General features: G+C 43.7%; 13 protein-coding genes. 6 read left to right on the forward strand and 7 right to left on the reverse strand.

The window, feature by feature from the left end; translation table 11 throughout:
• Window positions 1-38: 38 nt before the first annotated feature.
• A complete protein-coding gene (cimA, locus tag OSCI_RS27510) occupies window positions 39-1,676 on the forward strand; it encodes a citramalate synthase (RefSeq protein ID WP_007358525.1) in 1,638 nt (545 codons plus the stop codon).
• Window positions 1,677-2,103: 427 nt separating this feature from the next.
• Window positions 2,104-4,947 (forward strand): PAS domain S-box protein, encoded by a 2,844-nt coding sequence (locus OSCI_RS27515; RefSeq protein ID WP_007358526.1) that lies wholly within the window; start codon window positions 2,104-2,106, stop codon window positions 4,945-4,947.
• A 168-nt stretch (window positions 4,948-5,115) separates the two neighbouring features.
• Here the strand turns inward: OSCI_RS27515 and pipX are convergent, their stop codons facing one another.
• The 3 genes from pipX to der all read right to left on the reverse strand — a co-directional run bounded on the left by pipX (window position 5,116) and on the right by der (window position 8,619).
• Window positions 5,116-5,385 (reverse strand): transcriptional coactivator PipX, encoded by a 270-nt coding sequence (pipX, locus tag OSCI_RS27520; protein ID WP_007358527.1) that lies wholly within the window; start codon window positions 5,383-5,385, stop codon window positions 5,116-5,118.
• A 493-nt stretch (window positions 5,386-5,878) separates the two neighbouring features.
• Window positions 5,879-6,874 (reverse strand): energy-coupling factor transporter transmembrane component T family protein, encoded by a 996-nt coding sequence (locus OSCI_RS27525; RefSeq protein WP_007358529.1) that lies wholly within the window; start codon window positions 6,872-6,874, stop codon window positions 5,879-5,881.
• Between the two features lie 380 nt (window positions 6,875-7,254).
• Window positions 7,255-8,619 carry a ribosome biogenesis GTPase Der gene (gene der, locus OSCI_RS27530; protein WP_007358531.1) on the reverse strand — a complete coding sequence of 455 codons (1,365 nt, stop codon included), beginning with the start codon at window positions 8,617-8,619 and terminating at the stop codon, window positions 7,255-7,257.
• A 102-nt stretch (window positions 8,620-8,721) separates the two neighbouring features.
• Here der and OSCI_RS27535 point away from each other — a divergent pair, with 102 nt between their 5' ends.
• Window positions 8,722-9,930 carry a NupC/NupG family nucleoside CNT transporter gene (locus OSCI_RS27535; RefSeq protein WP_007358532.1) on the forward strand — a complete coding sequence of 403 codons (1,209 nt, stop codon included), beginning with the start codon at window positions 8,722-8,724 and terminating at the stop codon, window positions 9,928-9,930.
• A 393-nt stretch (window positions 9,931-10,323) separates the two neighbouring features.
• Here the strand turns inward: OSCI_RS27535 and OSCI_RS27545 are convergent, their stop codons facing one another.
• Window positions 10,324-10,560 (reverse strand): hypothetical protein, encoded by a 237-nt coding sequence (locus OSCI_RS27545; RefSeq protein WP_007358533.1) that lies wholly within the window; start codon window positions 10,558-10,560, stop codon window positions 10,324-10,326.
• A 57-nt stretch (window positions 10,561-10,617) separates the two neighbouring features.
• Entirely contained in the window at window positions 10,618-10,833 is a 216-nt protein-coding gene (locus OSCI_RS27550; protein ID WP_007358534.1) for a chlorophyll a/b-binding protein, read from the reverse strand.
• Window positions 10,834-11,333: 500 nt separating this feature from the next.
• Here OSCI_RS27550 and OSCI_RS27555 point away from each other — a divergent pair, with 500 nt between their 5' ends.
• Window positions 11,334-13,205, forward strand: a complete 1,872-nt coding sequence (locus OSCI_RS27555) for an ArsA family ATPase (protein WP_007358535.1) — start codon at window positions 11,334-11,336, stop codon at window positions 13,203-13,205.
• A gap of 171 nt (window positions 13,206-13,376) precedes the next feature.
• On the opposite strand, the gene OSCI_RS27560 is transcribed toward OSCI_RS27555, so the two are convergent.
• A complete protein-coding gene (locus tag OSCI_RS27560) occupies window positions 13,377-14,129 on the reverse strand; it encodes a class I SAM-dependent methyltransferase (protein WP_007358536.1) in 753 nt (250 codons plus the stop codon).
• A gap of 234 nt (window positions 14,130-14,363) precedes the next feature.
• On the reverse strand, window positions 14,364-15,377 hold the full coding sequence (locus OSCI_RS27565; protein WP_007358537.1) for a S66 peptidase family protein: 1,014 nt from the start codon (window positions 15,375-15,377) through the stop codon (window positions 14,364-14,366).
• Between the two features lie 654 nt (window positions 15,378-16,031).
• Between OSCI_RS27565 and OSCI_RS27570 the strand changes: the two genes are divergently transcribed.
• Both OSCI_RS27570 and OSCI_RS27575 read left to right on the forward strand, forming a co-directional pair.
• Window positions 16,032-18,356, forward strand: a complete 2,325-nt coding sequence (locus tag OSCI_RS27570; protein WP_007358538.1) for a tetratricopeptide repeat protein — start codon at window positions 16,032-16,034, stop codon at window positions 18,354-18,356.
• 173 nt (window positions 18,357-18,529) lie between these two features.
• On the forward strand, window positions 18,530-20,737 hold the full coding sequence (locus OSCI_RS27575) for a serine/threonine-protein kinase (protein ID WP_007358539.1): 2,208 nt from the start codon (window positions 18,530-18,532) through the stop codon (window positions 20,735-20,737).
• Window positions 20,738-20,856: the final 119 nt, after the last annotated feature.

Here is a 20,856-nt window from a genome sequence, read left to right on the forward strand (position 1 = left end):
CAACTAACAACTAACAACTAACAACTAACAACTACCCAATGACACAAAATACTTCTAACAAACTGTGGATATACGATACTACTCTGCGAGATGGGGCTCAGCGAGAAGGCTTATCTCTTTCTCTTGAAGATAAACTGCGAATTGCTCATCAGTTAGACGCTTTAGGAATTCCCTTCATTGAAGGTGGATGGCCGGGGGCAAATCCTAAAGATGTACAATTTTTCTGGCGGCTCAAAGAACAACCCCTGACTCAAGCAGAAGTGGTTGCATTTTGCTCTACTAGAAGACCCGGAACAAAGGCCTCTGAAGATGAATTATTCCAGCCAATTCTATCCGCAGGTACGCGCTGGGTAACGATTTTTGGAAAATCTTGGGATCTTCACGTTACTGAAGGTCTAAAAACTACTTTAGAAGAAAATTTGGCGATGATTCAGGACTCCATCGAGTTCCTTCGCTCTCAAGGTCGTCGCGTTATTTACGATGCCGAACACTGGTTTGATGGCTATAAACATAATCCTAATTATGCTCTTAAAACCTTACGAGCAGCGGCTTTGGCTGGGGCTGAATGGCTCGTACTCTGCGATACCAATGGCGGTACTTTACCCGATGAAGTTAGCTCTGTTGTGGAGAATGTTGTCAAGGCTTTCCCGGAACTAGGGATTGAAGAAGATTTTCATCAAGGCAAAATCCAATTAGGAATTCACACTCACAATGACTCAGGAGTTGCTGTTGCTAATGCTTTAGCGGCTGTGAGATCGGGAGCGCGGATGGTGCAGGGAACTATTAACGGTTACGGGGAACGCTGCGGGAATGCTAATCTCTGCTCGTTAATTCCTAATTTTCAGCTAAAAATGGGTTATTCTTGTATTCAAAATGAGCAACTGAAAAAACTAACTCAAGCTAGCCGTTGGATTAGTGAAATTGTCAATCTTGCTCCTGACGATCACGCACCTTTTGTAGGTCTTTCTGCCTTTGCACATAAAGGTGGAATTCATGTTTCTGCTGTTGAACGTAACCCTCTAACTTATGAGCATATTCAGCCAGAACAAGTAGGTAATTTGCGACGGATCGTGATTTCCGATCAGGCGGGTTTAAGTAATGTTTTAGCTAAAGCTCGCAGTTTTGGGATTGAACTAGACCGCAAAAATCCCGCTTGTCGCCAAATTTTAGACCGTTTGAAAGAGTTAGAAAATCAGGGTTATCAGTTTGAGAGTGCTGAGGCTTCTTTTGAGTTGCTAATGCGCCAAGCTTTGGGAAAGCGGCCCCACTTATTTGAAATTAAAGGCTTTCAAGTTCACTGCGATAAGGGGGTGGGAGATGTTGTCAATTCCTTGGCTACAGTTAAAGTTGCTGTTAAGGGTGAAGATATTTTGGCGGCGGCTGAGGGAAATGGCCCCGTTTCGGCTTTAGATGCGGCTTTGCGTAAGGCGCTGACGAATTTTTACCCTGCGATCGCACAATTTCACCTCGCAGATTATAAAGTCCGGATTCTTGATGGCGGTGCAGGTACATCTGCTAAAACCCGTGTTTTAGTCGAGTCTAGCAATGGTCAAACTCGCTGGATGACTGTAGGGGTGTCCACGAATATCCTTGATGCTTCCTATCTGGCAGTAGTTGAGGGTTTGGAGTATGGTTTGCTGTTGGATAGTCAGGCGATCGCTTGCCATACGACATGATCGAGGGGAATGGGAGATGGGGGGGAATGGGGAGGATGAGGGAGATGGGGAGATAGGGGAGATGGGGAGATGGGGAGGATGGGGGAGATGGGGGAGGATGGGAGATTTATCTCTGTTCTCCCTATTCTGATTCTTGATTTCTCAATTATTATTCAATTAGGAATTAGCAATTAACAGGATATGTCTTGATTTAACTGAAAAACTCTATAATCAGGGATTACCATTTTTACTGTCATCTACAATTGGTAATCTTAAATTAAAAATTAAAAATAGCGCCTTCTGATGCCATTTTTAATTTTTAATTTTTTTTAAAGTACACCAAAGGGGTGCAACTTTTCCTACATTTACGTTCAAAGAAGAGTAGAAGAGGAGAGCAAGAGAATTTCTCCTTGTTCCTTGTTTCTTGTTCCTTTGGCTAAGGTCTATCATGTTGACTTATTCTGCAATTCAGGCTATCGATCGCCATCCCTTAACTGCGTCGCCTTCCACGCCAACTCAAATGGCGATCGCGATGATGGCTCAAACTCAGGCTAGTTGTGTGTTAGTCGTAGAACCAGTAGGAGAGGATTGGAAATTACTAGGAATATTCACGGAACGGGATGTCGTGCGAATAGCGGCGGCTGGATTAGTAGAATCTACTCTGGCAAGTGCAATCGATCGAACTCTAGTTACTATTAAAGAATCGGAATTACCCGATATTTTTGCGGTACTAAACTTGATGGCTAGCCATCAGATTTTTCATTTGCCAATACTAGATGATGCAGGTTTTTTGGTAGGTGCGATCGAACAATCAAATTTGCTGAAACTTTTAGGATCTGAAGATTATTTAACTGCTAAAGAGGCACAGAGAAAAAGTGAAGAACACAATTTATTAATTTTAAATGCACTCCCAGATTTAATATTTATGGTGAGTGCCGATGGTACTTATTTAGATGTCAAATCAGGAAAAGATGAAGATTTGCTGTTGCCGAGACAAGAGTTAATTGGCAAGAAAGTTGAGGCAGTATTACCATCGGCACTAGCTACTATGGTAATGGCATCAATACAGCAAGCAATTAGCACAAGTCAGGAACAAAATTGTGAATATGAACTGATACTTAATAGTAAAAAGTACAATTTTGAATCACGGATTTTAGCGACTAATGAAGCAGAAGTTTTAATCATTATCCGCAATATTACAGAGCGTAAGCAAGCAGAGTTAGAACGGGATCGCTTTTTTACTATCGATATTGATTTACTTTGCATCGCTGGGAGAGATGGTTATTTCAAACGAGTGAATTCAGCTTTTGAAAAAGCTCTGGGATACAGCATAGAAGAATTACTAAAAACGCCTTTTATTGAATTAGTTCACCCTGAAGATAGAACTAGCACCCTTGTAGAAGTAGAAAAATTAATGAATGGGATTGTGAATGCACGCTTTGAGAACCGCTACCGCTGTAAAGATGGTTCATACAAGTGGCTTTCGTGGAATTCTACACCTTTTAGAGAAGAAGGATTGATTTATGCGATCGCGCGAGATATTACTGATAGTAAACAAGTTCAGGATGTCATTACTGAAGAAAGAGAACGGTTTCGGCAAATGGCAGAAACTATCGATCAAGTCTTTTGGATGACCGATCCCCAGAAAAATCAGTTTCTCTACGTTAGTCCCGCTTTCGAGCAAATTTGGGGAATTACTTGTTTAGAAGTTTATGAAAATCCGCAATTGTTTTTTGAGTTTATTCATCCAGAAGATCGCGATCGCGCTATCGGCGCAGTAGAAACACAGATTCAGGGTGAATACGATCGAGAATACCGGATTATCAGGCGGGATGGGTCAGTACGCTGGATTCACGATCGCGCTTTTCCGATTAGAAATTCCTTGGGAGAAGTCTACCGCATTGTGGGGGTTGCAGATGATATTACCGATCGCCACTATGCCAAAGTAGCTTTATACGAACGCGAACAACAATTTCGCGTTACCTTTGAACAAGCAGCAGTTGGCATCGCTCATGGAGGTTTAGACGGTGAAATGCTGCTGGTTAATCAAAAATATTGCGATATTTTGGGGTATCCCCATGAAGAAATGATAACGAAGAGTTACCTGGAAATTACCCACCCAGATGACCTCCATCTTGACAATGATTATATGCGACAGTTAATCGCAGGCGAAATCCCCTATTTTTCGCTGGAAAAGCGTTACATTCGCAAAGATGGGAGTTGTGTCTGGGCGAATCTAACTGTGTCACTATTGCGATCGCCCGATGGTACGCCACAATACAATATGGCCGTAATTGAAGATATTAGCGATCGCAAACAAGCCGAAGCTGCTTTGCAAGCAAGCGAAGAACGTTGGCAATTAGCACTTAAAGGTAGTAATGATGGTATTTGGGATTGGGAGATAAAAACTGGTGAAGTATTTTACTCCCCGCGCTGGAATGAGATATTAGAAGATCCCGACGGTGCGATCGCTAACAACTTAGATGAATGGTCAAACCGCGTCCATCCTGATGATATTGATGCAGTTCGGAGCGCGATCGCCGACCACTTTGCCAAAAAAACATCCTTTTACATCACAGAACACCGCATACAGTGCAAAAACGGTAATTATAAATGGATTCTACACCGAGGTCGCGCTACCTGGGACGAAGCCGGAAACCCATTAAGAATGGTAGGTTCCGCCACTGACATCACCGATCGCAAACAAGCCGAACAACAGCGCAGCGAATTAATCGCCTCACTCCAAGAAGCCAGAGATGCCGCAGAAGCCGCAACTCGCGCTAAGAGCGAATTCTTAGCCAATATGAGCCACGAAATCCGTACCCCCATGAACGCCGTCATCGGCATGACCAGCTTACTACTAGACACGCCACTCACACCCGAACAGCGCGATTTTGTCGAAACAGTACGCACCAGTGGCGACGCATTACTGGCACTGATTAACGATATTCTCGACTTCTCCAAAATTGAAGCCGGTAAGTTGGAATTAGAAGAGCAACCCTTTGACCTTCGCGACTGCATCGAGGCCTCGCTTGATTTACTTGCTCCCAAAGCCGCTGAAAAAGGTTTAGACCTAGCCTACATCATTGACGGCGACGTTCCCAGCACCATCGTGGGAGACATCAGCCGACTACGCCAAATCTTAGTTAATTTGCTCAGCAACGCCGTGAAATTCACAGCAAAAGGCGAGGTAGTGGTTTCTGTAACTGCCAGAAATGGGGGAGCGGGGGGAGATGGGGAGCGGGGAGGGATGGGGAGGATGGGGGAGATGGGGGAGCGGGGGGAGAATTAGCAATTACAGGATTTACTTAGTCTCGACGTAATCTAGGGCTTGAGATTGCTTCACAACCTCACGCGCTACGCGCAGGCTACGCCAACACAATGACAGAAAATCATAGCAAAATGCGTAAGTCCTGAATTAGCAATTAGCAATTAGCCATTAGCAATTAGCAATTAGCCATTACTGAAATGTACGCTGATGTATTAGCTGTAACTGTTCGTAATCCTGAGATTTTCCGCTGCGGCGGAGGGTACGCAAGCGAATTTCTACCATGAGGCGAGCGTCAGAGCGGCTGATTGGTTCAAATCTCAGACCGGTTGGGCCGTTTGTTACCAAGAAAAATAGGCGCTGGGCGTATAGGGTAGTAAATAATTCCTGGCTGTCTTCAACCTGGCATACCCTGAAGAGGAGGCCAAAATTTGGGTGATTCAGGTAAGTTTCGATACTCATTCAGCCTCAAAGTCAGCAGATAATAGCAAGGGTTTCAAGTGTTTGTGTCGATAGCGGTTGTTTATGGCTGGTGCAAAGAGCGATCGCGGCTGAGGTGTAACTGCTGGCTGCAATTTTCTCAACTCTCAAGCTAGAGGTTGCTGCTGCGTGAATACCATTTTGATATGCGCCGCTAGAAAAGCGTGAATATCTACATTTATATAGCGTATTCCGCGCCAACCTGTTGTTAGTACCTTAGCAATAGTTTCTTTGGTAGCCCTGAAGACCGCTCGTCGGTTGTACAAGACAGGATTAATTCTACCTTGCGTTGTTCCTAATAAGATTTTAAATTAACAGGACTTCCATAACTCTATGCTAGGGGCTGTTTTCTGTGGCGATCGCTACCTAGAACTGATACCCATTTTACGTAACGCCGCCCTCTGGGCGGTAAAGTCACCGCCCAGAGGGCGGCGTTACGGAATTTTTGTGTAAAAAATCCGAGAATAAAATATCCTCAAGTTTGCCAACCCCACAACAGGCGAGCGCCCCAGAGGAGGCCCAGAAAGCCAAGAGCTAACCAGTCGCGAAGTTTGAAGCGCAACTGATGCCACTCTACACGATGTTTGTCGGGACTGGTGAAGCCGCGTACTTTCATGGCGCTGGCGATTTGGGTGGCTCGTAGCAGTAAGTTTTCTAGGAGTCTTTCAGCTACCATTAACCAAACTTGGGCCGCGCGGCGAAAACCAAGTTTTTTCCAGTTAATCGCTCTGGTGCTCACCGATCGCACTAAGTTTTGTATTTCTTCTAGAACTAGGGGCAGAAATCGCAAGGATAAAGTTAATGTTAGGGCGATTTCGGTGACGGGCAACCGCAACCGTCGTAAGGGTTGCATTAAGTTTTCGAGCGCGGCGGTGATTTCTTCGCTGGCGGTGGTTAAAAGATATAGGTTGGTGCTGTAAACTATGGTAAAAAATAGGGTGCTGATCCGAATTCCTAATTCTAGAGAACGCCTGCTAATTTTGATCGGCCCTGAGTTGAACAGGATATAAGTGTAGTCTGTGGGCTGTGGTAACGATGTTAAGGTAGGCGCTACGGGTGAGGCTTGGGGAGTGGGTTTAGAGCCAAAACCAAAGGGATTATACCAGGGTTTTGATGGCGCTGGAGAGAGGATTGCTGGCTGTTGAGCAAAGGTGAGTTCGTCGGCGGGGAGACGGGGTTGATGATTGGTAGGGAGTCCGTCGGGGGCGATCGCGCTTAGTGCAAATACAAAGAAGCTGAATGTCAACAGAAACCCCATTTGCTGTTTCCACACCCGCAGGGGAATTGAGGCTGCGATTGTCACCACGATTAGCAATCCTACTAGCATCAAACGCCAAAAGGGATTAGCTAGAACGGGTGCAATTAGGAATGTCATTAACCAAGCTAATTTTACCCTGGAGTCTAGATGATGCAGCCAGGTTACGGGCTGTTCTAAGTAGAGTCCTAAAGGTAGCGATCGCAGTAAATCCATATAACTAGGGGCTAGGGGCTAGGGGCTAGGGGCTAGGGGGAAGAAGGGAAGAAGGGATTAGATAGGATGAAGGGTTTGAGGAATTTAGAAGGTTCTAACCGCCGAGAATATTGTTATAGATATAGCAGGACTTACGCATATACTACGATTTTCTGTCATTGCGAGATTTCCGAAGCTTTTCCCTTAACCTTGCTATACGGTTATAGTGCGTAATTCCTGAATCTCCAACCTTATATTTCACGTCAAGACTGCGTAAGTCTTAACGCAGAAACCGGGTTTCTGAAAGAAGAATCAGGATTTTCTCCGCAAAATCTGGATGGTAAACCCGGTTTGTTGAGTCTTCTAGGATTGCTATATCTGCTAAAATGTTTAGCTCTCGATCATTTGACGCGAATGGCTCTATTTGTCCGACTTTTTTCTAGATCGCGCGGTTTTTTACCTCGCCAAACTAACCGCATTGGTGTCCCAATAAAACCTAATTGTTTGCGAAATTGGGTTTCGATGTAGCGGCGGTAATTCTCGTTAAACCGCAGGGGATCGTTGACAAACAAGGCGATCGTGGGTGGTTGAGCTCTAACTTGCGTACCGTAATAAATCTTACCTTGCCGTCCTTGGCGGGTAACGGGGGGAGAGTGCCAGCTAGTTGCTTCTTCTATCACTTCATTAATTACCGCAGTCGTAACGCGGCGCTGGTGTGCTGTGGCGGCTGTATCCACTAATTCTAAGATTTTTTCAACTCTTTGACCTGTGGTAGCGCTGACGAATATCATTTCTGCCCAATCGACAAAATAAAGGCGAGTTTTTACTTCCTTTTCGTAATCGTAAATCGTGGTAGAATCTTTTTCGATCGCATCCCATTTGTTGACTACAATTACGCAGGCTCTACCTTCTTCACTAATCCGGTCTGCAAGTTTTTGGTCTTGGTCGGTAACGCCATCAACGGCATCAATTACTAATAATACAACATCGGCGCGACGGATGGCTTTAAAGGCGCGGTTGATGCCGAAAAATTCGGGGCCGTATTCGACGTTTTTCTTTTTACGAATCCCGGCTGTATCTATTAGGCGATAAGTTGTACCGTTGCGTTCCACTACGGTATCAATGGCATCGCGAGTAGTACCGGAAATCGGGCTAACTATGGCGCGAGTTTCGCCAAGAAAGGCATTTAATAAACTAGATTTCCCAACATTGGGACGACCAACAATGGCAACTTTTGTTTCCTCAATTTCTGGCAATTCTCCTACTGCTGGTAAATGGCTAATTAATTCATCGAGTAATTCGCCAGTACCGTTACCATGAATGCCAGAAATGGGGAAGGGTTCGCCTAAGCCTAATTCCCAAAATTGGGCAGCTTGAGTGAGGCCTTCGGTTTCCGATTCGCATTTGTTGACTGCTAGGAGGACGGGAACTCGTTGTTGACGCAGCCATTCTGCGATCGCTTCGTCGCCCCCAGTCAGTCCGATTTGTCCGTCTACAACGAAAATAGCGGCGCTGGCTTCAGCCAAGGCGGCCATTGCTTGTTCGCGGATTAAAGGTAAAAATTCGGTGTTATCGTCAAAAACTAAGCCACCAGTGTCTACGACTTGAAATTCGCGATCGCCCCAGTAAGCATTTTTGTAAGTGCGATCGCGCGTCATCCCCGGTTGGTCGTGGACAATTGAATCTTGACTCTCCGCGAAACGGTTAACAATTGTGGATTTACCGACATTTGGCCGTCCAATAATAGCAACTATAGGTAGAGGCATAATCTGGTGCTTGCAGCTTTAGGAGTTTTATGATTTCTCTCCATTGTAACCAACAAGCGCTTAAAATCTAACAATCTTAATTTTAAATTCTAAAATTGCTTAATGGAAAGACTAATTTCCGTCTTGGGGCTGGCTGTTTTCGTGGGTTTGTCCTACGCCTTTTCTGTAAATCGGCGTGCTGTACGCTGGACACCTGTTTTGTGGGGGATTGCTTTACAGTTAATTTTAGCGGTGTTGATTATTAGAACTCAGCCGGGTTTTATACTATTTCAGTTTCTTGGCGATGTGATGCAGCAGTTACTAAACTTTTCCGATGCTGGGGCTAAGTTTGTTTTCGGAGAAAAGTTTCAAGAACAATTTGTCGCTTTTAAGATTTTACCAACCATCATCTTTTTCTCTTCTTTTGTTAGTGTTTTGTATCATTATAATATTTTACAGCAGTTGGTACGGGGGATGGCTTGGGTGATGTTAAAAACCATGAAAATATCGGGGGCAGAGTCACTTTCCTGTGCTGGAAATGTATTTTTAGGCCCAACGGAAGCGGCGTTATTAATTAAGCCTTATGTGGGAAAAATGACAGTTTCAGAGTTACATTCAGTGATGACTGTGGGTTTTGGCACGATTGCCGGGGGAGTGATGGGGGCATATCTTTCCTTTGGAGTTCCTGCGAGTCATTTGTTAGCAGCTTCGGTGATGTCTGCGCCAGCTTCGATGGCAATTTCTAAGTTGTTTTACCCGGAAATGGAGGAACCTCTAACGGCTGGCAAGATGGATGTGGAAATGAAAACTAATTATACTAATGCGATCGAGGCGGCGACGGATGGGGCTTTTCAGGGGGGAAAGTTGGCGTTTAGTGTGGGAGTGATGCTGATTGCTTTTTTGGGATTATTGGCAACTGCAAATGGGCTGCTGCATTGGGTAGGAACGATGGTAGGTTTGCCCTTATTATCTTTAGAATGGTTGCTGTCTTTTGTGATGTTTCCGGTGGCTTGGTTGATGGGTGTACCTTGGGCTGATTGTGGGCAAGTGGGGATTTTGTTGGGGAAGAAAACGATTTTAAATGATTTTATTGCTTATCTGGATTTGAAGCAGTTGATGGATAGTAAGGCGATTTCAGAAAGGGCGATTGTAATTGCTACTTATGCGATTTGTGGGTTTGCTAATATTGGTTCGATTGGGATTACGATTGGGGGGATTGGGGGGTTGGCACCGGAAAGGCAGAAGGATTTGGCGAGGTGGGGTGTGAGGGCGATGATTGCGGGGGCGATCGCTAATTTTATGACGGCTTGTATTGCGGGTATGTTGTTATGACTAGCATAAATATTCCGTAACGCCGCCATCCTGGCGGTATCTTTATCGTGTAGAGAGTGAGGTTATGTAAGTTATTAAAGATAGAGCTTACACTCATAGACCAGAAACCAGTTTTTTTATGCAAATACTTTGTGCCGCGTTTCTGTTTATTAAGTACGTGGACATAATTAAAGGTAGGGTGGGCGATCGCCGCAAAAAATCTGTAACTCATAGAAGAAGATGGTTGCGGCGAGCGCCCACATTACAATTTATAGCGTTTATTTATGTCCACCTACTTATCAAGAATACCGCCGGGACGGCGGCGTTACGTAAGGACATGGATAAATAAAAAACAAGCCCTCGACATAAGTCGAAGGCGATCGCAACAAGTAAATTCATTCTATAATGTTGTCCTTAGAAGGAGCGGAAAATGGAAGCCCAAATCACGCCTGTGACAACGGTTGCGATTAAGCTGTAAGTAAAGAATCGACCTGTTTCTGCATTAAATCCCAAGGCTTTGTCTTCCCGGCTGGCGGTGAAGAATAGCGACCAAGCTTGATTGGCGTTAATTGCCTTAAAGCTATTGAAATCGGGTCGGAAAACAACGGGGCCAAATAAATCGCGATCGCCATAGTCAAAATCAGTTTTCATTTCTTATTCTCCTAAGATTTTGCAAGAATTGATGGATTTACAGTCGATACAAGCTTTTTAGCCTAAAACATCCTTCAGAAAACCCAGAAAGCCGTGTCCGGTCAAAACTTCGATCGCTAGCAGCGAGACAAAGCCGATCATCGCAAACCGTCCGTTCATCTTCTCGGCGTAAGGGGTAAAACCAGTGCTAACGCTCTCATCTACATACATCTTGGGCTCGATCGCGAAGTTGTTGAGAAGTCCTTGGTCGTCGATGTAGTTACGTGCGTTCATGTCTTTTTCCTTTGTTGTTTGTGTCCTTATGTAAATTAATGTAACGGATTGTTAAGATATGTTTTGTGATTTGGCTCAGCTAAGTAGATGATCGTAATCACCGTTAGCGGATATTGTCCAAAATATAAAAGCCATAAGCCTTGCTAGATAAGGCTTTTAAGCATTTTAGAACTTATGCCAAACTGTTTATAACGCCACCCTCTAGGCGGTAAAGATACCCCTGGGACGGCGGCGTTACGTAAACAGTGCATAACTTCTATACTTGAAGTTAAAATACTAGGTATAGCAACCGCCAAGACCATTAGGGCATTCTAAATTTATGGAATCGTTCGGCTGAGCGATCGCACCGAAGCTCTTACTTTTATTCTCTTTCCCTTCTTTCCCTAGCCCCTAACCCCTTCTTTCCCTTCTTTCCCTAGCCCCTAGCCCCTAGCCCCTAGCCCCTAACCGCCGAAAGCGGTTGCTATATAATTTAAAGTTTGGCTAAACCATCCAAGAATATGAACCAGTACGACTCACTCCACCTAGCAATGTTCAGCGGTAAAGGCGGAGTAGGGAAAACAACCCTTTCCTGCGGGTTTGCGCGTCGCTGGGCCAAGCTATTTCCCCACGAAAACATCCTATTAATATCCACAGATCCCGCCCATTCCTTGGGGGATGTGTTGCAGATGGAAGTTGAAGACGCACCCAAAGCGATCGCAGATTTGCCTAACTTAAGCGTGCGAGCCCTCGACTCTCAGAAAATATTGCAGGAATTTAAAGCCAAATACGGAGAAGTTTTAGAACTATTAGTAGAGCGCGGAAGCTTTGTAGAAGGAGGAGACTTAACCCCCGTTTGGGACTTGAGTTGGCCCGGTTTAGACGAACTTATGGGGTTTCTAGAAATTCAAAAGTTGCTAACAGAAAAAGCCGCCGATCGTGTAGTAGTAGATATGGCTCCCTCCGGGCACACTGTAAATCTCTTCGGCCTCAAAGACTTTCTCGATGTCATGTTAGCTTCCCTCGAATTATTTCAACAGAAACATCGCGTAGTCAGCGAAACTTTAGCAGGGCGCTACACCACTGATGAAGCGGATCGCTTTTTAACAGACATGAAATCGGAACTAGCCGAAGGTAGAAACCTACTTGAGGATACTGATTTCAGTGCTTGTAATGTAGTCGCGATCGCAGAACCCATGAGCCTCCTAGAAACACAACGCTTTCTAGATAGTTTGCACAAACTAGAAATTCCCTGCGGCGGGTTATTTGTCAACCATATTATCACAAATACTGATACAAATGCCGATCGCTACAGCGAACAACAGCAATTATTACAAAAATTCCTACAACTGCCCGGCAATCATCATATTTTTACCGTACCGCAACAAAACTCAGAACCCCTTGGTGCAGAAGCATTAGACCATTTGATAGCTCAAATAGAAAAAATTGAAACAGTAGAATTAGCCCCTCCACCAATTATCGAATGGCCGACAAAAATCCCTCCCAGTTTCAGCGATTTTATCGCCGAAGAGCGGCAATTAATCCTAGTAGGTGGTAAAGGCGGAGTTGGTAAAACAACAGTTGCCGCCGCGATGGGATGGGCGATGGCAAATCGCTATCCAGACAAAAAGATTCGGATAATTTCTATCGATCCCGCCCATTCTTTAGGAGATGCTTTTGGGCAACAATTGACACACGAACCACAACAGCTAAGCGATAATTTGAGCGCCCAAGAAATTGATGCTGAAATCGTACTCGACCAATTTCGCGAAGATTATCTGTGGGAATTAGCAGAAATGATTAGCGGCGAAAGTAGCGAAGCGGATGCCGTAAAAATGGCTTATAGTCCTGAAGCTTGGCGGCAAATTGTGGCTCAAGCATTACCAGGAATTGATGAGATGTTATCTCTTGTGGCTGTGATGAATTTATTAGATAGTAAACAAGAGGATTTAATTATTTTAGATACTGCACCGACTGGTCATTTGCTCCGTTTCTTAGAAATGCCAACAGCTTTAGGAGACTGGCTAGCTTGGATTTTTAAACTGTGGATGAAGTATCAAAATGTTTTGGGCAGAGTAGATTTGATGGGAAGATTGCGGAAATTGCGGCAGCAAGTAGTACAATCGCAAAAGAAGTTAAAAGATCCATCTCATACTGAATTTATCGGAGTTTTTCAGGCTCAAGCTGCAATTGTTGCTGAACAAGTCAGATTAGCAGAATCTCTTAAAACTATGGGCGTACAGCAGCGCTATGCGGTACATAATTGCTACCAACCTGGAGTAGATATTGATGGGGATTTATTGCCTGAGCAAACTATTATTCGCTTGCCAATGTTACCCCGTTCTGTAGCACCTATAGCGCGGATTGAAGCAGCAGCGAATTTGCTCTTTTGACCCGATACGGAACTTATGACAATCGAGATTCCGTAAAGAGTGGGTAAATACCAAATCCAGGTTTACTAGCCCCTTTATCGTCATTGCGAGCGAAGCGAAGCAATCGCAGAGACTAGGCGATTGCTTCGCTTCGCTCGCAATGACAGTATTTAACCGGATTTGGTATAAGTTCTATTTTACTTTCTCAAATACCATCAAATGCTGCTGAGGCAATAAATCCTTTGTTTCCTTCCAAACTAAACCCACCGCCGCCATTTCTTTTTTAACTTGCCTTTGAGTCATTTTGTGTAATCCTTTAATCATAACGAGCGGATTTTCACCCCGGTATTCAACTAAAACCGCACGACCTCCTGGTTTAAGACCTTTGACAATTCCTAACATCATTTCTCTAGGATATTCAAATTCGTGATAAGCATCGACCATCAGGGCTAAGTCTACACTTTCTTCCGGTAATTTAGGGTCAGCTACGGTAGTTAAAATCGTCTCGATGTTGGTAATATTTCGCTCTTTTTTTAAATCTTCGATAATATCAATCATTTCTGGTTGAATATCGGTAGCCAGCACTTTTCCTTCGGGAACTAAGGGAGCCATACGAAAACTAAAATAACCAGTACCAGCTCCAATATCCGCTATAATATCTGTCGGCTTTAACTCTAAAGCTTTGACTAATCTACTAGGTCTTTCTTCCATTCCACGAGATGGACGCTCCAACCAACTAGCTCCCTGATGTCCCATGACTTGGGCAATTTCTCGACCCATATAAAATTTGCCAATTCCGTCAGGGTTATGAAATTTTTGGTACTGATAAATGGTTGTGTTTTTTTCGCCTATTAATTGCCCTGGATTGAGAAAAACCAAACAGATAGTTGCAAAGATAATTATTAATAAAGGTTTAACAAGTTGTTGATAATTTTTGGGGTTCATGGTGATTGAATTCCTAAATATGATATTCCTGAGACTGGGTTTTACTTCCTTTTACCCAACCTACTCTTGTTATTGTTACATGACTTTTCAAAATTGGGATTATTTGAATATAAGTAGGTGGGCATAAATAAACGTAAGGTGGGCGCTCGCAGAAACTATAATAGCTACTCCTGACAAGATTTTGGCAGCGAGCGCCCACCCTACAACTTGAGATTATGTGAATATAGTTTGCTATTAAGTTACGGCAGGTTCTAACAATTTAATAGTACCAGCAACGGCATCTATTTCAACTTCTGTGCCGATAGGTAGAGTAAATATATCGCGAATATGACCAATCATTGAACCATACCACGCAGGAATATTCAAGGGACGGATGTGTTCAAATAAAACTTGTTCTAAGGTTAATGATTCCTGGGGTTGTTCTGGTTCACACTTGTTACACTGACCGAAAATAAAACCAGAAATTACATTCAAAATTCCTGCTAGCTTCAGTTGTGTTAGCATCCGGTCTATGCGATAAACTTCTTCTCCAACTTCCTCGACAAATAAGATGCTATTTTTCCAATCTGGCAGGTAATCAGAACCTACCATTGCAGCTAATACTGATAAATTACCGCCGACTAATTTACCTTGGTTTTTACCTGGAGTAATAGTTTGTACTCTAATTTGACTAGAGTTTTGCAAGGTAATTGTTTGGGGATTGAATAAAACTTGCTTGAGGGAATCTACTGTAAATTGGCTCCAAGTTGATATGCCTACGGGGCCATGAAAAGTAACAACCCCGCTTCTGGCATAAATAGCTAATAGCAAAGAAGTAATATCGCTGAATCCCATGATAATTTTAGGATGATTTCTGATTAATTGGTAGTCTAGCAATGGTAAAATGCGATTGCAGCCCCATCCACCTTGTACTGTGAGAATTGCCTGGACTGATGAATCGGCAAACATGGCATTGACATCGGCGGCGCGATCGGGATCTTTTCCTCCTAAATAACCGTAACGATCAAAAATATGCGTTCCTAATTTAACTTTTAATCCTAGTTGAGATAAAATTTGCTTAATCGGTTCGATTTCTTGAGGGTAACTGAAAGCGGCGGGATTTATCAATCCTACAGTATCGTTGATATTGAGGCGAGGCGGTTTGATAAGGGATGGTAAATAGGAGTTAGTTTGGGCGGCAGATGGTAACTGAGTAGCAATTGCAGCCAGTCCAAAATTTGCGATTAATTGGCGGCGAGATATTGACATAACGATTAAAAATTAATGTTTTAAGGAGAAGGAAGAAGGAAGAAGGAAGAGGGAAGAAGGAAGAAAAATTTAGTTATCTAGGAGAGAAGGAAGAATATTTATACGATCAGCTTTTTAGCCATTCTTATCTGATGTTTAATTAGGTGATTTACTTAATACTAAAACAAAAAATGTAGCACTTTTTAATTAGCCAGAACTTACGCACGATCGCAGTACGGCCACCCGCCAAGCAAGATGGCGGCGTTACTGAGTCCTGTTAACTGTTATAATATTTATTCAATCTGAGTTTCAGACCTGGTTGTGATTATGTTAGTTGACTTCGATCGCGCCAAATTCGTCAAGCTCTTCAGGGGTAGCGATCGCACAGGCAAGGGTGAAGCGATAGCAACCCCAAGGCTTAAAGAAGGTTTTCAATTGCTGAAACCATTGATTTTACTGCATTTTCCTTCTATCCTAGATAGAATAAAGCCTTCTTACCTCTTCCTTCTTCCTTCTTCCCTCTTCCTTCTTCCTTCCGATCGCGATCGCCCATCCCTATTTGAGCAACTGCCATTTTCCGCCTTTCCCATCCAAAGCTTAAAACTCCCTAGCTTTTTGCCCCTGCTAGCCTCATTCTGTGCCACAATCAAGCATTAATAGGGCTGGGGGTATGACATGATTGGCCAACTTGTAGATAGACGTTACCGCATTATTAAAGTCATTGGCTCAAATAGCTTGGGGAAAACTTATCTGGCGGCGGATACTCGCCGGCCAGGTTATCCCCAATGTGTCGTCAGAGAGCTCCGAATTCCCGGTAAGACTGCGGAAACGCCCCAAATTATCAAAGTCATATTTCAAAGAAAAGCAGAAATCATCGAAAAACTGGGAAAAAATGACAAAATCCCGTCATTATTAGCTTATTTTGAAGAGAATCAAAATTTATATTTAGTTGAAGAACTGATTGTCGGAGAACCTCTAACTCGCGAACTAACACCGGGTAAACCTTGGACGGAAGAACAAGCGATCGCTGTTTTGGAAGAAGTGTTAGAGATTTTAACCTTTGTACACGAGAACGGGGTCATCCACCGCAACATTCAACCCGACCATTTAATCCGGCGACAGTCTGATGGCAAGTTAGTTTTAATTGGTTTTCGGTTAGACAAAGAAATTAATCCCTTGTCTAATTCCGTACCAGTACCCGAAACCTCTGTCTCTGTCACCTCCAACTCAAATGGCGATCGCCACGCCAAATTGTCTTCCTCCCTTACCAAGCAGGAAGAGGAGAGTCCTCAGACAGAAGAGGAGGAAAGCAGGGTTATCCTTACCCAGAAAGAGAAGAAAATTACCGATACCAAGGGGGAACGACGGCGATCGGGTAGTGAAGTTTCTATTTACATACCTAACGAACAGTCCCAAGGCAACCCGCACTTTAACACTGATATTTATAGTCTGGGGATGATTGCGATCCAAGGACTAATGGGATTGTCTGTAGAAGAATTGAAAAAGCGAAAATCCGAGGTCGGTACTGATAAAATCCTCGATCGCGATTGCATCTCTTGCTCTGGGGCCCTAGCAGACATCCTCGATAAAACGATCTTACCTGTTAGCGATCGCTATCAATCTGCCGCCGAAGTATTATCTGCCCTCAAAGAGATTATTTCGCCCTCTCCAGTTTCTCCTCCACCCCAAACAATGGCTAGTCCTGCTATGAGTCAACCAGTACAGAAGCAACCCCAGAAAAATATTTACTTCGTGCTAGCTGGTATCGCAGGCGCTTTAATCCTAGCTGCAATTATAATTTACTTCTGGCAGCGCCAAGCTCCCGCCAGAGCAAAAGAGTTTTACGAACGCGCCGTTCAAAAAGCAAAGCAAGGCGATAAAGCAGGTGCGATCGCAGATTACACCCAAGCAATAGGACTCAATTCTCGCGATGCAGAGGCTTATTACAAACGGGCCAATACTCACTACGATTTAGGAGCATACCAACAAGCAATTCAGGATTACACCCAAGCAATTCAAGTCGATCCTAACAACGTTAAAGCTTACTATAACAGAGGTCTAGCCTACACTGATATCGAAGATAGACGTAGCGCCGTTCAGGATTTTACCCAAGTAATTCGGCTCAACCCCAACGATGCAGAGGCATATTACCAACGAGCTTTAGGTTATTATGAATTGGGAGATTACAAAACTGCGATTGAAGATTACACCCAAGCAATTCGCCTCAATCCTAACGATGCTAAATCTTACAGTAACCGAGGCTTAGCTCGTTCAGCCGCTGGCGATAAACAAGGCGCAATGTCAGATTTTACCCAAGCAATTGAACTTAACCCCAAACAAGCCAGCGTTTACTACAGCCGAGGTCGAGCCAGGTTTAATCTGGCAGATTATAAAGGAGCAATGGAAGATTACAGCCAAGCAATTGTATTAGACCCCAACCAAGCTGATGCCTATACCAACCGTTGCAGCGCTTATTTAAATCTGGCAACTTACGATAAAGCCATTGAAGATTGTACTCAGGCAATTGCCCTCGATCCCAAAAATGCTGAGGCTTACAATAATCGGTGCATTGCTCGTTTGAATTTAGGAGATTATCAGAAAGCCTCTGAAGATTGCAGCTTGACTATTGGGATTACTGGCAACAATCCTAAAGCTTTCAGCAATCGAGGTTTGGCTCGTTCTGCCATTGGAGATAAACAAGGAGCCATTGAAGATTTCTCTCAAGCAATTCGGCTTAATCCTAGCGACGCAGTTGCTTATAGCAATCGCGGGATTGTCTACTCGGAAATCAAAAATTATGGTTCTGCAATTGAAGATTTTGCTCAGTCAATCCGTCTGAGCCCTAATAATGCTACTGCTTATTATAGCCGGGGAATCATCCGCCGGGAACTGAAAGATCGCTTAGGAGCAAATGAAGATTTTCAGAAGGCTGCAACGCTATTTCTGGAGCAAGGTAGGGCCGATGCTTACAAAAATGCACAGGCACAAATTAGCCCATAATATTGTTAACGGTTAACGGTTAACGGTTAACTGTTAACTGTTAACGGTTAACTGATAACTGATAACTGTTAAGCCATCAATCAGTTAAATCCATTGCCGAATCCGTTGTCAAATTAGCAATTAGCAATTAGCAATTAGCAATTCCCCATTACCCATTATCCTTATTTATGAACATGATTGGTCAACTTTTGGATGGACGTTACCGTGTTGTTCAAATTCTTAGTTCAGGGGCTTTTGGACAGACTTATCTGGCGGCGGATACTCGTCGGCCCGGCCATCCTCAATGTGTGGTCAAGCAACTGCGACCTCCTAGCAATACTTCTACTATTCTTAAAACTGCTCAGCGCTTATTTAAACAAGAGGCAGAAATTTTAGAAAAGTTGGGAAAACATAATCAAATTCCATTTTTATTAGCTTACTTTGAAGAGGGAAATCAGTTTTACTTAGTTGAAGAATTTATTCCCGGTCATCCGCTAACAAAGGAAATTTTGCCCGGTCGTCCTTGGCCGGAAGAGCGAGTGTTGTCTTTGTTGGAAGAGATCTTAGAAATTTTGATTTTTGTTCACGATCAAGGTGTGATTCATCGAGATGTTAATCCCTCGAATTTAATTCGGCGTAAACCTGATAGTAAGTTAGTTTTAATTGACTTCGGATCTGTTAAAGAAGTTAGCACTCAAATTGCTAATTTTTCAGGAGAAATCCCCCGGACAATTGCGACTGGTACTCCTTCTTATATGCCGATCGAACAATTCCAAGGCAATCCTCAATTTAATAGCGATCTTTATGCAGTGGGGATGATGGCTATTCAAGCGATTACGGGTTTACCAGGTACAGATTTACCGAAATTGCAAGATCCTCATCCTTCTCATACAGGGGGTATGATTTGGCGAAATCGCGCTCAATGTTCTACAGCATTAGCGAATATTTTAGATAAAATGGTTCATCACCATTTCGGAAAGCGGTATCAGTCGGCGGCGGAGGTGTTGGCGGCGCTGAGAAAACTCAACAATCGTTCAGATGCTAGAGATGGGGAACAACAGGCTAGTTTTACTACAAAAATGGGGATGTCTGGCGGGCGATCGCTACCTCGCCTCAACTCTCGGCTATGGTTGGTGTTGTTAGGAATTGGGGCGGCGATCGCACTGGTATGTTTGCTCATTTTTTTTAACCGTCCTAATCCGGTAAAAGCTAAGGAATATTTCGATCGCGGTGTGGAAAAATCGCAGGTGGGAGATGCAGCGGGGGCGATCGCGGCTTTTAACAAGTCGATTCAGCTAAATCCACAGAGTGCCGAGGTTTTTTACAAGCGGGCAAATGCTAATTATGACTTGAAAAACTACGAAGCTGCGATCGCGGATTACACCCAAGCGATCGCTCTCGATCCTAACTATGTTAAGGCTTATTTTAACAGAGGCTTAACCCGTTTCGAGATTAAGGATCTCCGAGGGGCGATCGAAGACTATACTCAGCTCTTGAAACTCCAACCTAACGATCCTGATGCTTATTATGAGCGCGGGCTTGCTTATTTTGGCTTACAAGATTATCCAGTTGCGATTAAAGATTTTACTCAGGTAATTCGGTTACAGCCTAGTCTTGCTAAAGCTCACCATGCGCGGGGAATGGCACGGGCTGCTGGTGCTGATTTGCAGGGAGCTATGGGCGATTATACGGAAGCAATTCGTCTGGAACCTAGCAATGTTGACGCTTATTATAGTCGAGGGAGAGCTCGTTTTCATTTAGGTGATTATAAAGGTGCGTTGGCAGATTACTCTCAGGTAATTCGGATTGATTCTAAGAGCGTGGATGCTTATGCTAATCGGTGCAGTACGCAGTTAAATTTAGGAGCGCATCAGGCAGCGATTGATGATTGCACTCAGGCGATCGCACTCAATTCTCAAGATTCTGTTCCTTATAATAATCGCTGTATTGCTTATTTGAACTTGAAGGATTATCAGAAGGCAATTGACGATTGTTCTCAGGCGATCAAGGTGAATCCTAAAAATGACAGTGCTTACAGTAACCGAGGTTTAGCTCACTCTGCGGCGGGAGATCGGGAGGGCGCGGTTGCAGATTATACGGCGGCGATTGGGCTTAATCCTAATGATTATGAAGCTTATTCTAATCGAGCTAAGATTCACTACGATCTGAAAAATTATGAGGATGCTCTCGCGGATTACGTGCAAGCAATTCGCCTCAATCCTAATTTCGCGGCTGCTTATGTAGGTAGAGGAAATGTACGCCGTATTTTGGGAGATAAACCAGGGGCAATTAGTGATTTTGAAAAAGCTGGCAAACTCTATTTAGATCAAGGGCGATCCGGGGGTTATCGGGATGCACAGTTTCAGATCGAGCAGCTTAAACAAGGGAGTGATGCTAAATAATAAGTAGAAGGAAGAAAGGATGCGGTCGATCTTATGAAGTTAACTCAACAATGCAGATTGTTAATTTGGAGAATTGGTATTAAGTCGCTCCACCTAATTAAACATAAGATAAGGATAGC

Source organism: Kamptonema sp. PCC 6506 (genome assembly GCF_000180455.1).
Lineage (GTDB): Bacteria > Cyanobacteriota > Cyanobacteriia > Cyanobacteriales > Microcoleaceae > Kamptonema > Kamptonema formosum.

What these genes read in the sequence shown, in the direction of transcription:
- cimA (WP_007358525.1), top strand. Translation starts at nt 39, where the DNA reads ATGACACAAAATACTTCTAACAAACTGTGGATATACGATACTACTCTG.
- OSCI_RS27515 (WP_007358526.1), top strand. Translation starts at nt 2,104, where the DNA reads ATGTTGACTTATTCTGCAATTCAGGCTATCGATCGCCATCCCTTAACT.
- pipX (WP_007358527.1), bottom strand. Translation starts at nt 5,385, where the DNA reads ATGAGTATCGAAACTTACCTGAATCACCCAAATTTTGGCCTCCTCTTC.
- OSCI_RS27525 (WP_007358529.1), bottom strand. Translation starts at nt 6,874, where the DNA reads ATGGATTTACTGCGATCGCTACCTTTAGGACTCTACTTAGAACAGCCC.
- der (WP_007358531.1), bottom strand. Translation starts at nt 8,619, where the DNA reads ATGCCTCTACCTATAGTTGCTATTATTGGACGGCCAAATGTCGGTAAA.
- OSCI_RS27535 (WP_007358532.1), top strand. Translation starts at nt 8,722, where the DNA reads ATGGAAAGACTAATTTCCGTCTTGGGGCTGGCTGTTTTCGTGGGTTTG.
- OSCI_RS27545 (WP_007358533.1), bottom strand. Translation starts at nt 10,560, where the DNA reads ATGAAAACTGATTTTGACTATGGCGATCGCGATTTATTTGGCCCCGTT.
- OSCI_RS27550 (WP_007358534.1), bottom strand. Translation starts at nt 10,833, where the DNA reads ATGAACGCACGTAACTACATCGACGACCAAGGACTTCTCAACAACTTC.
- OSCI_RS27555 (WP_007358535.1), top strand. Translation starts at nt 11,334, where the DNA reads ATGAACCAGTACGACTCACTCCACCTAGCAATGTTCAGCGGTAAAGGC.
- OSCI_RS27560 (WP_007358536.1), bottom strand. Translation starts at nt 14,129, where the DNA reads ATGAACCCCAAAAATTATCAACAACTTGTTAAACCTTTATTAATAATT.
- OSCI_RS27565 (WP_007358537.1), bottom strand. Translation starts at nt 15,377, where the DNA reads ATGTCAATATCTCGCCGCCAATTAATCGCAAATTTTGGACTGGCTGCA.
- OSCI_RS27570 (WP_007358538.1), top strand. Translation starts at nt 16,032, where the DNA reads ATGATTGGCCAACTTGTAGATAGACGTTACCGCATTATTAAAGTCATT.
- OSCI_RS27575 (WP_007358539.1), top strand. Translation starts at nt 18,530, where the DNA reads ATGATTGGTCAACTTTTGGATGGACGTTACCGTGTTGTTCAAATTCTT.